We start from the raw sequence: 13,323 nt of genomic DNA, 5'->3' as shown, positions 1-13,323 counted from the left end.
ATCAAATGGAGACCGCCATGCCCAAGCCTCTGCCCACTCGCCTGTTGCGCTATGCCCTCTACCTTTGCGTCGCCCTGCTCATCGCCTTCGTCATTCTGCTGTGGCAAGCCCCTGGCCTCGCCCAGCGCCATCTTCCCGGCTGGCTGGCCAAGCACTATGGACTGCAGCTCACTCTGGGGGAGATCCGGGTCAGCCTGCAGACCCCCTCCCTCACCCTGGGCCCCACGACGCTGCTCGATGCCCAGCAACAACCCATACTGGCCTTCGAGCAACTCCTGATAGTCCCCAAGCTCAAAGAGAGCTGGCAGCAGCGAGCAGTGGTGCTGGCCGAGGCCAGTCTCAGCAAGCCCGTCGCCAACCTGGTACGCCTCGCCGATGGCAAGGGCCCGGACAAGCAGCCCGAGGCCAGATTCAACCTGACCGAGGCACTCGCCCCCTTGCTGGCGGCCGACCCGGTCACCCCTGCCAAGCCGACGCAAGAGATGCTGCCGGTACAGATCGACAAGCTGACCCTGGTGCAGGGGCAAGTCCGCTATCAAGACAGCCGCAAGCCTGGCAGCCCGGGCTGGGTGCCGAAGCTTGCCCTCGACAAGCTCGAGCTGCAACTGCCCGGTGTATCCACCGCCAAGGGGCATCAGAGCCCGTATCAGCTGAGCGCCACCCTCAACCAGAAGAGCCCTCTCAAGGCCCGGGGTGAACTCGACATTCTGACCGGCTCCGGCAAGGGAAGCGTCAGTCTCGGCAAACTGGCTCTCGCCCCCTTCGCCCCCCTCTGGACGCCTTATCTCAAGGCGGAGCTGGCCCGGGGGGACGCCAGTGCCGAACTCAGCTATCGCCTGACCCAGGGCAAGCAGGGACTGGGGTGGCAACTCTCCAACGGCAAACTGCTGCTGAACAACTGGCAGCTCAAGCGTGCCAAGGGCAGCGAGTTTGCCCGCTTCAACCAGCTGGCCCTGACCGGGATCAGCGTGGATGGGGCCAAGCAATCCCTCACCATCGGCAGCGCTACCCTCAAGGCCCCCACCCTCAGCGCCGTGCTTGATGAGAAGCAACAGCTGGATCTCGCCGCCTTGTTGGTCGCTCAGCCCGCTACCAAGGCTGCGGCAAAGCCCGCCAAGAAAACCAAACCGGCCCAGACCAGCCAGCCCTGGCGTTGGCAGCTCAAGCAGTCCCGTATCAGCGAGGGTCATCTCAAGCTGACCGAATCCAGCTCGGGCAAGCCGTTGCTGCGCGAGTTATCGGGGCTCAGTCTCAGCCTCGGGGCACTCGGCAGCCATGCCCAGGCGCCCAGTCCCCTGCTCCTGAACGCCACCCTCAACCAGCAGAGCCCCGTCAGTTTCGATGGCAATCTCACGCCTGCGCCTTTTGCCTTGAGCGGAACCATCAAACAACAGGCGTTGCCCCTTGCCTGGGCCCAGCCCTATCTGCAGGATCTGCTGCGCATCAAGGTGCAGGATGGCCTGCTTAGCAGCCGCACCAGACTGACCCTGGCCACCGATGCCAACGGGGTCCTGAGCCGGCTGGATCTGGAAGGGGGGCTCGATGTCGACAAGCTCTATGTACTGGACAGGGCCGACAACCAGCGCCTACTGCAGATCTCCCGCCTGGAGCTCACCGGGCTGCAGTACGATGGCATGAGCCAGCAGTTGAAGATAGCCGACATCCTGCTGCGCCAACCCTTCGCCCGTATCGAGATCAGCGAAACGGGGATCACCAACGTGCAGCAACTGCTGTTGCCCCAGCCGGACAAGCCACAGGGGGCCAGCACGCCCACTCCCCATATCCACATCGATCAGGTGCGCACCGAGCAGGGCAACCTGCGCTTTGCCGATCGCAGCCTGAGTCCGGAATTCGTGGTTGATATCGCCTCCCTCGCGGGCCAGAGCCGCCATATCAGCAACGTACCGGGTCAGCGTTCCGAGCTCGCCTTCAATGGCAAGGTGGATCGCTACGCCCCCGTCACCATCAGGGGGGGAACCAACCTGCTCATCGATGATCCCGTTCTCGACGTCGCCGTGGCCTTCAACAACCTGGAGCTCACCACCTTCACCCCCTACTCCAGCACCTACGCGGGCTATGCCATCGACAAGGGGCAGCTCTCCATGAAGCTCAACTACAAGTTGCAGGGCAACCGGCTGGAGGGGGACAACGACATCACCATCAAGAAGCTGCAACTCGGTGAGAAGGTCAAGAGCGAGCAGGCTAGGGATCTGCCTCTGGGCCTTGCCATCGCCCTGCTGAGCGATTCCAATGGCGTCATCAAAATGAACCTCAAGGTGAAAGGCGATCTGGATCAGCCGAACTTCAGTCTGGGCAACATCTTCTGGGACGTGCTCGGCAATACCCTGACCAAGGCCATCAGCTCTCCCTTCTCCCTGCTGGCCTCCCTGACCGGCGGCACCCAGGATCTCGACGAACTGCCCTTCCTGCCAGGCAGCCCGGATCTCAGCCCGAGCCAGCAGACCAAGCTGGACAAGCTGGCCCAGGCCCTCAAGGAGCGCCCCAAGCTCAGCATGAACATCCGCGGCAAGGTCAATTTCAACGAGGAGAGGCCCATCTTGCAGCGCCAGAAACTGGAGCGGGTGCTGGCCAAGATCACCGGCTCGCCGGTGGATCTCAACCTGCTGGAGCAAGACAGCACCATGCAATCCGCCCTGGCCGATGCCTATGAGGCGAAATTCAACGAAGATCTCGGGGATCTGGCGGACAGGCTGAGACTCGCCGAGCAGAGCCCGGCCCTGCGCAGTCAGGCCGTGATCCTGCTGCGAGACCAGCAGCTGATCACCGCCAAGTCCCTGCGCAGCCTGGCCATGCGCCGCGCCCAGAATACCAAGGCATTCCTGGTCGAGAACCAGGGCATAGCGCCGGAGCGGCTGTTCGTCCTCGACAGCCTGGTCAAGGAGACGGACAAGGAGGCCAAGGTGGTGCTGACTCTAGACAACTGAGCCCGAGGGGCGGCCCTGGTCGCCCCGTTTTCGAGCAACCCTGGCTCCCTTCCCTCTCCTGCATCTTGCCAGCCTTGCCTTCCAGCTCCCTCACTTTCCCCAGTTCTCCCAGTTCTCCCTGTTCTTCCAGTCCTCCATCACGCGACTCCGCCGCCGTACATTGGCGTCTCTTTCGCCTGTGACTGTCGTGCTGACTGCAACCGTCTTTATGGTCTTTATCTGCCCCTGCCTTTGATCCTGCGACTCTAGCTCTCTCCCGCGCCCCGTCCCCGACCAGCTCTACGCGTCTCTGGGTATCGGCATTCCGACTCGCCTCATCACGCGGAGGCATCCCCGCCATGCCAGGATGATCCCCTGACTCGTCCCGAACGATGGGACCTTCGCCCGGACACTCGCCCTGGCAAGGCTTCTTCTCGATTCACAGCCGTTTTCACTGCCTGCTTGAAGACGAGCAGTGGAATCATCCACAGGATTCAACGCGATGCAGACAGGTGTCGATAAGTGGACCTCAAGCCGGGATAACATAGCCTTGTCTGATGGCATATCAGACCATTTTTCATCCATTCTGCCGTGCAGGCCATCGCTACCTCGGCCGACGAGTCTCCTGCACCGCCCGTCCGGCTGCATGAACAAGGTGTCATCGTTGTCTCCTGCCGCCTCGTCATTTACTTTCACAACCCCGTCATTTACACAAAAAACCAACCTGGCATGCGTGATTCATTTACCTGTTTTCTACCTCCCAGACACGAATGATGAGCCGGGTAATATCCCGTGTCGTTTTTTTACTATTTATTCGCTCATCCCCCTTGCCCGGGGGTCGGCGGCTGCCTAAAATCGCGCGTCTTTTATCAACCCCCACCTCTATCGTTGGAGAACACACGTGAGCGAAAAATTGGCCAACCCTGCCCCTCTGGGTCTGATGGGTTTCGGTATGACCACCATTCTGCTGAACATCCATAACGCAGGCTTCTTCCCCATCAGTGCCATGATCCTGGCCATGGGCCTGTGCTATGGCGGTCTCGCCCAGATCATCGCCGGCATCATGGAGTACAAGCGTGGCAACACCTTCGGTGTCACCGCCTTCATCTCCTACGGCACCTTCTGGTGGAGCCTGGTGTTCCTGCTGATGATGCCTGGCATGGGCCTGGCTGAAGCCACTCCCCACGCCTTCATGGGCTGGTATCTGCTGATGTGGGGCATGTTCACCCTGTTCATGCTGGTTGGCACCGTCAACTTCCCCCGCGTGAAGCAGTTCGTGTTCGCCTCCCTGACCGTGCTCTTCTTCCTGCTGGCCGCCCGTGACTTCACCGGCAGCACCCTGATCGGCACCATCGCCGGTTTCGAAGGCATCATCTGTGGTGCCAGCGCCATCTACCTGGCCATGGCCACCGTGATCAACGAGCAGTTCGGCCGCACCGTGCTGCCCATCGGTGATCACAAGAAAGCCGCTGCCGTCCAACTCAAGGCTGCCGCCTAAGCCGCAGACATGGCTCGCGATGACGCGCCAATCATGAAAAAGGCACCCCGAGGGGTGCCTTTTTGTTTGCCTGCGAAAGCAGTCCGCTAGCTGGGCAAGGACTCCTCCCCCGCCAGCAAACGGGTGGCCGGGAAGCGCGCCGCCGGCTGCTGACAATAGAAGAGCTCGAACTGCTCGTAGACGGCGGGATAGACGGCCCGCAGCCGCAGGGGATCGGTGAAGAAGCTCTCGCTGCACACCGCGAAGAACTCCGCGGGGTGCGAGGCCGCATAAGGGTCTATCTGGGTCACTTCGTCCCGGGACAGCTGCTCATTCATCTCATCGAAGGCGCTTTGCAGGGCCCGGGTCCAGGGTTGCTGCTCCATGCCGCTCGGCAAAGGGGGCGCCCCGTCCGCATCGCCTCCCAGCATGTCGAGCTTGTGGGCCAGCTCATGGATCACCAGGTTGAAACCATCCCAGTCCCCGTCCTGCTGCAACTCGCTCCAGGCCAGCACCAGCGGCCCCTGAGGCCAGGATTCGCCCGCGTTCTCCTCCTCCCACTCGCTCACCAGCCCGAACTCGTCCTGCACCTCCTGACGACGGGTGACGGGCTCGGGGATGATGATCACCTCATGAAAACCGCGATACCAGTCCATCCCCAGATGCAGGATGGGCAACACCGCCTGCAGGGCCAGCACTGCCTGCTGGCGCGCCGTGAGCTCGACCCCGATCTGGGTAAGGGTCTTGCGGGCCAGAAACTGGGTGGCCAGCGCCGTCAGCCGCTGCTCTTCGGCGGGAGTAAATCCCTGCAAGATGGGGATGGCGCCCAGCGCCTGCTGCCATTCAAGCGCCTGGGGGGCATTGTCCGCCGACCGGGCTGGTGAACCGAATACACTTCTTAACCTCGACCAGAACACAGACTCTCCTGTTTCACTTCAGATGACTTTGACGAATCGCTTGGGGCGCTCGAGATAACCCTGCCCCAGATAGAAGCGGTGCGCCCCCTCCCGCTTGAGACTGCTGGAGAGCTCCAGCTGCGTGCAACCGGCCACCCGGGCCCGCTCCTCCGCAGCCGCCAGCAGCCGGGCCCCGACCCCGAGGCTCCTTGCACTATCATCGACGACCAGCGCCGAGATGAGGCCCCAGGCGGGTGCAACGTGCAGTGGTTGCAGGCGATGCCACACCAGCACCCCGACCACGGCCTCCGCCATGCAGGCCACCAGCACCTCCCGCGCCGGATCCGGCTGCATCAACCCCTGGCTCACCCCGGCTTCGAGGGCCGGGTAACCCAGCTGGACGAACAGGGACGCGAGGGCGGCACCATCCCCCTGCTCGGCAAGACGAACGATGCAACCATTTCCATCCTTGATGACGCGAGATCTCACTTCTGGCCTCAAACTTGCTCTCCTTGTCAGGGGCGCTCAGGGTCGTGTCGGATGCCACCCTCATGATGGCTGGGCCACTGGGGGAAATTCCGCCCTATGGGTAAGCGCCGTATCTTGTCCACCACTCACTGCCAATTGTTACTGTCAATTCACAAATTAACAGCTTGGCAACATATTTCACTAGGAAGCACTGGCACAAGTCGATATGTTAAAACCCGCGGACTTTGCAGTCGAAAGTCCCGTGTCAATCGGTGTGGCCCTCTTGGTCACCCACTATTCAATTTAGGGAACGAGGCGCAGACCTCGTCAAGACAGCGCAACAAAGGAGTTGTTGTACATGAATGAGATCGTCAATGCCATCAATGGTGTGATCTGGAGCCCAGCGCTCATCTATCTGTGCCTGGGAGTCGGCCTCTACTTCTCCCTGCGCAGCCGTTTTTTGCAACTGCGTCATATCAAGGAGATGATCCGGTTGATGTTTGATGGCAAGAGTACCGATGCCGGTGTCTCTTCCTTCCAGGCGCTGGCCATGACCCTGGCGGGTCGGGTCGGTACCGGCAACATTGCAGGGGTCGCCACCGCCATCACCTTCGGCGGCCCGGGCGCCCTGTTCTGGATGTGGATGGTTGCCTTCCTTGGCGCCAGCTCCGCCTTCGTGGAGTCCACCCTGGGTCAGGTCTACAAAGAGAAGATCAACGGCGAATACCGCGGTGGCCCGGCTTTCTACATCGAGAAAGGACTCGGCATCAAGTGGTACGCCTGGACCTTCGCCATCGCCACCATCTTCGCCTGCGGCGTGCTGCTGCCAGGGGTACAGGCCAACTCCATCGGTGCCAGCCTGCAGACTGCCTTTGATATCGATCCCAACGTCACCGCCGCGGGTCTGGCCATGCTGCTTGGCTTCATCATCTTCGGCGGCGTGAAGCGCATCGCTCACTTCGCCAGTACCGTGGTGCCCTTCATGGCGCTGGGCTACATCATCGTCGCCTGCGTCATCATCGCCCTCAACATCGGTCAGCTGCCGGGCATACTGCTGCTCATCTGGAAGAGTGCCTTCGGGATGGATGCCGGTTTCGGTGCCATTCTGGGCCTGGCCATCATGTGGGGGGTCAAACGCGGGGTCTACTCCAACGAAGCAGGTCAGGGCACCGGCCCGCACGCCTCCTCCGCCGCCGCCGTGAGCCACCCGGCCAAGCAGGGTCTGGTACAGGCGTTCTCCGTCTACATCGACACCCTGTTTGTCTGCTCCGCCACCGGCTTTATGCTGCTGATTACCGGGCTTTATAACGTTCAGGGTCCGGATGGCGCTGCTCTCTATACCGGTATCGCCGGTGTGGCCGCGGGCCCTGGCTATGTGCAGACCGCCATGGAGAGCATGATGCCGGGCTTTGGTAGCTACTTCGTGGCCATCGCGCTCTTCTTCTTCGCGTTCACCACCATCGTCGCCTACTACTACATCGCCGAGACCAACATCGCCTTCATCAACCGCAAGATCAACCGCCCCTGGCTCACCTTCATCCTGAAGATCGGCCTGATGGCGGCCACGGTGTACGGCACGGTCAAGACCGCCGATCTGGCATGGGGTCTGGGGGATATCGGGGTCGGCCTGATGGCCTGGCTCAACATCGGTGCCATCTTGCTGCTGCAAAAGACCGCCTTTGTCTGCCTGCGCGACTATGAGGCACAAAAAGCCCAAGGGCTGGATCCCGTGTTCCACCCGGAAAAGCTCGGCATCAAGAACGCTGATTACTGGACGGGCCGTCGCTCCGAGCAAAACCTGGAGCAGGAGCAAGCCGGTCATCCGTTCGAGGCGGATCGCACACCGTCCTGATCCCTCTCACCGAATGAGATCAAAAATGGCAGCCCTGGCTGCCATTTTTCTTTGGTAAACACTGCGTCATGAGGCGGCTTTTATCCCCTAGAGCGCGTTGCGCCTCGGTCCGAACGGCAGGCGCCAGCGAAACAGGCTGTTGAGGGTGGCGCGCCACTGATTGGGTCGCCCCAGGATCTGCCGCTGCAAGCGGGTCTCTTCTTTGAGCATCGCCTCATCGCTGCGGGCCCAGGCCTGGGTATAGAGCTGCTTGATCCCCGCCAGGGCATCCGGTGACTTGGTGATGAGGGTGTACGCAAACGCCCGCGCCTCCTCCAGGGGATCATCGCAGACCCGGCTCACCAGGCCGAGGCTCTTCGCCTCCGCGGCCAGCAGCTCACGCCCGCTCATGGCAAGCTCCATGGCAGTATCCACCCCCATCAGATTGCGCAGGGTGACGCTGCCACTCATGTCGGGAATGATGCCCCACTTGATCTCCATCACCGAGAAGCGGCAATCCGGCGTGCTGAAGCGAAAATCGGCGCCGAGCGCTATCTGCAGACCGCCGCCGAAGCAGACCCCTTGCGTCACGGCGATCACCGGTACCGGCAACTGGTGCCAACCATAGGCCACCCGCTGGGCCAGATTGGTCGCCTCGTCCGCCTCGCGCTTGAGAATGTCCAGAGCCGCCACCGGCTGACGCAGCATGGATTTCACATCCAGCCCGGCGCAGAAGGCGCGCCCCTCCCCGTGCAGGATCACCGCCCGCAGCCCCTTGTGCTGACTCAGCTCAATGAGCGTCTCGTCGATGGCCCCGAACATGACCCTGTCCAGCGCATTGAGTTTGTCCCCGCGGCTCAGCAGCACCTCGGCGATGCCGTCCCGGATCGTCCACTTGACCCTTGGTTTGTCCATGTCCTCTCTTCTCCCTGTGAATCGACACTGGTCATACCACAACGTTACCAGAGTGTTACTAGCGGGGATAGAGAGGCTTGGCTCCCACTGCGACTAAAGTCGGCTGGCCTTTCGTCGCCCCTCTTTGCCAGACTGGCACCAGGTTCCCTGCCCCAGGCCGAGACAAGCCATGTCCCTCTTGTTCGATTTCGCTCGTCCCCCCTTTGACTGCCTGGATGCAGAGGCGCGCGACCATCTCGGCCAGCATCTCAGCATCTGCTATTTTCGCGCCGGTCAGACGGTGCTGAGCCCAGGGGGAGCACCACCCGGCCTCTACCTCATCACCAAGGGGGCGGTGGAGGAGTCCGGCCCTCACCAGCGCTTCGGCGACTACGGAGAGGGGGACATGTTCGATGTACGGGCCCAGTTCGATGGCCACTGCCGCCATCGCTTCGACGCCCTGGAAGACAGCCTCTGCCAGCTCATTCCCACGGACGTGTTTCAGTACCTCTGCGCCCGGCATCCCGAGTTTGCCCACTACTTCACCGCCACCCTGACCGAGCGCCAGCGCGAGCAGGAGCGGCGCAGCCAGATTGGCCAGCAGAATCTGGCGGAATTCATCCTGACCCGCATCGACCCTCATCATCTGCAACCCGCCCTGCTGCTCGGCAAGCACAGCACCCTGTTGGCCGCCAGCGAGGCCATGGCGGCCAAGGGCACGGATTGCCTGCTCTACCCGGCCGCCGATGGCAGCCTGAGCCTCGCCACCCGCAAGACCTTGCTCCATGCCCTGACCCTGAGCGGCCTGCCACTCTCGGCCCCGCTCTCGCTGCTGACCCCGGCCCCCCTCATCGGCCTGACTCTCGGCAGCTATCTGTTCGATGCCCTGCTGCTGATGACCCGTCATCGTATCAAGCGGCTGGTGGTCTGGCAGGGGCACGAGGTGGCGGGCATCCTGCACCTGACCCAGGTGCTCGGCCTTTTTTCCGCCCACTCCCACGTGCTGACCCTGCGCATCGCCCGGGCAGATGATCCCGCCTCCCTGGAGGCGGTGGCCCGGGAGCAGCAACAGCTCATCCGCACCCTCCATGCCCAGGGGATCCACACCCTCTTTCTGATGCGCCTCGTCGCCACCATCAACGAGCAGCTGATCGCCAAGGCCTTCACCCTGGTGATCCCGGCCGAGGTACAAGACAAGGTATGCCTGCTGATGCTGGGCTCGGAGGGGCGTGGCGAGCAGATCCAGAAGAGCGATCAGGACAATGCCCTGATCCTGCAAACAGGGCTGCACTGGCCGGACAGGGCGCGCGATCTCGCCGCCTTCAGCGCCCTGCTGGCTCGCCTCGGCTATCCCCCCTGCCCCGGCCATGTGATGGTCAGCAATCCGGCCTGGACCAGGGAGACCAGCCAGTGGCAGGACAACATCGAACAAGCCTGCCACAGGGCCAGCGAGGACGACCTGCTCTGGCTGGCGACCCTGGCCGATGCCCAGGCCATCGCCGGGGATCGCAACCTGCTGCCCCCCCTTGCCCGACATCTGCGAACCGCACTCTCGGAGCGGCCCGATCTGCTGGCGGAGATGGCGAGGGCGGCGGTCGCCTTTCACACCCCCCTGACTCTCTTCGGGCGCCTTGAGCAGGCACCGGAGGGGCTGGATCTCAAGCGCGGCGGCCTCTTCCCCCTAGTTCATGGCTTGCGCGTGCTGGCCCTGGAGGCCGGGGTGCTGGAGACTTCCACCCTGGGACGCATCGAGGCATTGGTGGCCCAGGGACGACTCAGCCAGGACTATGGCGCCAACCTGGCGGAGGCGTTTCGGCTCTTCATTCGTCTGCGGCTCGCCAGTCAGCTCAAGGGAGAAAACAGGGTGAGAGTGGAAACGCTCGGTCACGGGGAACGGGATCTGCTGCGCCACGCCCTGCATCAGGTGAAAAAGTTCCAGCAGTGGCTCGGCATCCACTTTCGTCTAAGGCAGTGAGCGGAACATGAGTCTCTGGCAGCACGGGCGCAGACGCTGGCATGGCCGTCACTTTCGTCAGGGGGAGTTCGCCCCCCTGTTCGGCCCGCCCCCGGCGGATGAGTGGGTGGCGCTGGATTTCGAGACCACCAGCCTCGATCCGAACCTGGCCGAGATCGTCGCCATCGGCGCCGTGCGCATCGAGGGCAACCGGCTGCTCACCGGCGAGGCGCTCTCCCTCAAGGTACAGGCCCCCGCCAGCCTCAACGGGCAATCGGTCGCCATCCACGGCCTGCGCCATCAGGATCTGCAAGAGGGATTGCCCCTCGAGGAGGCCCTGCGCCAGCTGTTGGCCTTTATCGGGCCACGGGAACTGGTGGGCTACCACATTGCCTATGACCTTCGCATCCTCAACCTGGCCTGCCATCAGCGCTGGGGGCTGCACCTGCCCCAGCGCGGCATAGAGGTGAGCCGCCTCTATCACGACAAGATCTACCGCCGCCACCCCGATGCCGTCATCGATCTGCACCTGGCCGCCATCTGCGAGCATCTTGCCCTGCCGCCCCTGCCCGCCCACGACGCCTTGGCGGATGCCACCGCCGCGGGCCTCATCTTCCTGCGCCTCACCCGGGGCGGCCCCCTGACTTATCCCAAAGTCTAATTGTCGACAAATAACATTTAATTCACATTTTAGTTACATGAGCAGGCCTCCTGCTCGGTAGGGACAAGTTCACACACAGTCGACACAACCGTCACGGAGAACTGCAATGGAACAGCAACGCTATCTGAGGATCCAGCAAGATCCTGTCTTCCAGGAGTTGGTCAGCAAACGCCAACGCTTCGCCTGGACCCTCTCCATCCTGATGCTGGGGCTCTACCTGGCATTCATCCTGCTCATCGCCTTCGCCCCCGGCTGGCTAGGCACGCCGCTCAGTGAAGGCTCCGCCATCACCCGTGGCATCCCGGTGGGGGTGGGTCTCATCCTCTCCTCCTTCGTGCTGACCGGCATCTATGTCTATCGCGCCAACGGCGAGTTTGACGAGCTGAACAACCAGATCCTCAAGGGAGCTCAATCATGAGCGGCATCTCCATGAAACAGACCGCCTTGCTGCTGCTCGGCGGCCTTCTCTCCACCCCCCTGCTGGCGGCCGATGCGCTGACGGGCGAGGTGCAGCGCCAGCCCCTCAACGTGCCGGCTATCGTCATGTTCGTGGCCTTCGTGGCCGCCACCCTGTTCATCACCTACTGGGCCTCCAAGCGCAACCGCTCGGCCTCCGACTACTACGCCGCCGGCGGGCGCATCACCGGTTTCCAGAATGGCCTGGCCATCGCCGGTGACTACATGTCCGCCGCCTCCTTCCTCGGCATCTCCGCCCTGGTCTACACCTCGGGCTATGATGGCCTCATCTACTCCATCGGCTTCCTGGTGGGCTGGCCCATCATCCTGTTCCTCATCGCGGAGCGGCTGCGCAACCTCGGCAAGTACACCTTCGCCGACGTCGCCTCCTACCGCCTCAAGCAGACCGAGGTGCGTACCCTCTCCGCCAGCGGTTCCCTGGTGGTGGTGGCCCTCTACCTCATCGCCCAGATGGTCGGTGCCGGCAAGCTCATCGAGCTCCTGTTCGGCCTGCAATACCACATCGCCGTGGTACTGGTCGGGATCCTGATGGTGCTCTACGTGCTGTTTGGCGGCATGCTGGCCACCACCTGGGTGCAGATCATCAAGGCGGTGATGCTGCTCTCCGGCGCCTCCTTCATGGCCATCATGGTGATGAAGTCGGTCAACTTCGACATCGGCGCCCTGTTCAGCGAAGCGGTCAAGGTACACGCCAACGGCATCGCCATCATGAGCCCGGGCGGTCTGGTCTCCGACCCCATCTCCGCCATCTCGCTGGGACTGGCATTGATGTTCGGCACCGCCGGCCTGCCCCATATCCTGATGCGCTTCTTCACCGTGGGTGACGCCAAGGAAGCCCGCAAGTCGGTATTCTACGCCACCGGTTTCATCGGCTACTTCTACATCCTGACCTTCATCATCGGCTTCGGTGCCATCCTGCTGGTCAGCACCAATCCGGCCTTCAAGGACGCCACCGGCGCCCTGCTGGGCGGTACCAACATGGCGGCCGTGCACCTGGCCGATGCCGTCGGTGGCAGCCTGTTCCTCGGCTTCATCAGCGCCGTGGCCTTCGCCACCATCCTCGCGGTGGTCGCCGGCCTCACCCTGGCGGGTGCGTCTGCGGTCTCCCACGACCTCTATGCCTGCGTGCTGAAGAAGGGCAAGGCCAACGAGGTGGACGAGCTGCGGGTCTCCAAGATGACGACCCTGGTACTGGGTGTGGTCGCCATCGGCCTTGGCATCCTGTTCGAGAAGCAGAACATCGCCTTCATGGTGGGTCTGGCCTTCTCCATCGCGGCGAGCTGCAACTTCCCGGTGCTCTTCCTCTCCATGTTCTGGTCTCGCCTGACGACGCGCGGTGCCGTCTATGGTGGCTGGATGGGGCTGGTGAGCGCGGTCACCCTGATGATCCTGGGCCCCACCATCTGGGTGAAGGTGCTGGGTCATGCCGAGCCCATCTACCCGTACGAGTACCCGGCCCTCTTCTCCATGGCCATCGCCTTCATCGGGATCTGGTTCTTCTCGGTGACCGACAAGTCCCAAAATGCCAGCGACGAACATGCGAAGTTCTTCCCGCAGTTCGTGCGCTCCCAGACCGGGCTCGGTGCCGCCAGCGCCAGCTCCCACTAAGCCCGTCACTTTGTTTCCAAGCCGGCCCAGTGCCGGCTTTTTCTCTTCTCTGACCCCTCATCTCTTCCTTGTTGTTCTGTGATCCTCCTCTCCGGACGCCAATCCCTTCGTCCTCACTCCTGCGGCCTGCATG

10 protein-coding genes are annotated in these 13,323 nt (G+C 62.6%); 7 read left to right on the top strand and 3 right to left on the bottom strand.

From position 1 onward, the window contains the following. Nucleotides 1-5 precede the first annotated feature (5 nt). Nucleotides 6-2,945, top strand: a complete 2,940-nt coding sequence (locus ABNP46_RS09275) for a DUF748 domain-containing protein (protein ID WP_434476186.1) — start codon at nucleotides 6-8, stop codon at nucleotides 2,943-2,945. 880 nt (nucleotides 2,946-3,825) lie between these two features. Continuing rightward, nucleotides 3,826-4,422: an acetate uptake transporter gene (locus ABNP46_RS09270; RefSeq protein WP_349922098.1), complete on the top strand. Its 597-nt coding sequence runs from the start codon at nucleotides 3,826-3,828 to the stop codon at nucleotides 4,420-4,422. A gap of 86 nt (nucleotides 4,423-4,508) precedes the next feature. Here ABNP46_RS09270 and ABNP46_RS09265 read toward each other — a convergent pair whose 3' ends face one another. Next, nucleotides 4,509-5,318 carry a zinc-dependent peptidase gene (locus ABNP46_RS09265; protein WP_349922097.1) on the bottom strand — a complete coding sequence of 270 codons (810 nt, stop codon included), beginning with the start codon at nucleotides 5,316-5,318 and terminating at the stop codon, nucleotides 4,509-4,511. A gap of 18 nt (nucleotides 5,319-5,336) precedes the next feature. Beyond that, nucleotides 5,337-5,750 carry a GNAT family N-acetyltransferase gene (locus ABNP46_RS09260; RefSeq protein ID WP_349922450.1) on the bottom strand — a complete coding sequence of 138 codons (414 nt, stop codon included), beginning with the start codon at nucleotides 5,748-5,750 and terminating at the stop codon, nucleotides 5,337-5,339. 373 nt (nucleotides 5,751-6,123) lie between these two features. On the opposite strand from ABNP46_RS09260, the gene ABNP46_RS09255 reads away from it, so the two are divergent. Beyond that, entirely contained in the window at nucleotides 6,124-7,617 is a 1,494-nt protein-coding gene (locus ABNP46_RS09255) for an alanine/glycine:cation symporter family protein (RefSeq protein WP_349922096.1), read from the top strand. A gap of 87 nt (nucleotides 7,618-7,704) precedes the next feature. Here ABNP46_RS09255 and ABNP46_RS09250 read toward each other — a convergent pair whose 3' ends face one another. Further along, nucleotides 7,705-8,511: a crotonase/enoyl-CoA hydratase family protein gene (locus ABNP46_RS09250; RefSeq protein WP_349922095.1), complete on the bottom strand. Its 807-nt coding sequence runs from the start codon at nucleotides 8,509-8,511 to the stop codon at nucleotides 7,705-7,707. A 169-nt stretch (nucleotides 8,512-8,680) separates the two neighbouring features. Here ABNP46_RS09250 and ABNP46_RS09245 point away from each other — a divergent pair, with 169 nt between their 5' ends. From ABNP46_RS09245 to ABNP46_RS09230, 4 genes are all read left to right on the top strand, one after another. Further along, a complete protein-coding gene (locus ABNP46_RS09245; RefSeq protein WP_349922094.1) occupies nucleotides 8,681-10,465 on the top strand; it encodes a putative nucleotidyltransferase substrate binding domain-containing protein in 1,785 nt (594 codons plus the stop codon). Nucleotides 10,466-10,472: 7 nt separating this feature from the next. After that, nucleotides 10,473-11,105: a 3'-5' exonuclease gene (locus ABNP46_RS09240; RefSeq protein ID WP_349922093.1), complete on the top strand. Its 633-nt coding sequence runs from the start codon at nucleotides 10,473-10,475 to the stop codon at nucleotides 11,103-11,105. A 106-nt stretch (nucleotides 11,106-11,211) separates the two neighbouring features. Further along, nucleotides 11,212-11,523, top strand: a complete 312-nt coding sequence (locus tag ABNP46_RS09235) for a DUF485 domain-containing protein (RefSeq protein WP_349922092.1) — start codon at nucleotides 11,212-11,214, stop codon at nucleotides 11,521-11,523. An 11-nt stretch (nucleotides 11,524-11,534) separates the two neighbouring features. Beyond that, on the top strand, nucleotides 11,535-13,190 hold the full coding sequence (locus tag ABNP46_RS09230) for a cation acetate symporter (RefSeq protein WP_349922448.1): 1,656 nt from the start codon (nucleotides 11,535-11,537) through the stop codon (nucleotides 13,188-13,190). The last annotated feature ends 133 nt before the right edge of the window (nucleotides 13,191-13,323 follow it).

The organism is Aeromonas veronii (assembly GCF_040215105.1).
GTDB classification, from domain to species: domain Bacteria; phylum Pseudomonadota; class Gammaproteobacteria; order Enterobacterales; family Aeromonadaceae; genus Aeromonas; species Aeromonas veronii_G.
Note: the sequence above shows the minus strand (reverse complement) of the source record. Positions and strands in the feature narration are given on the sequence as shown.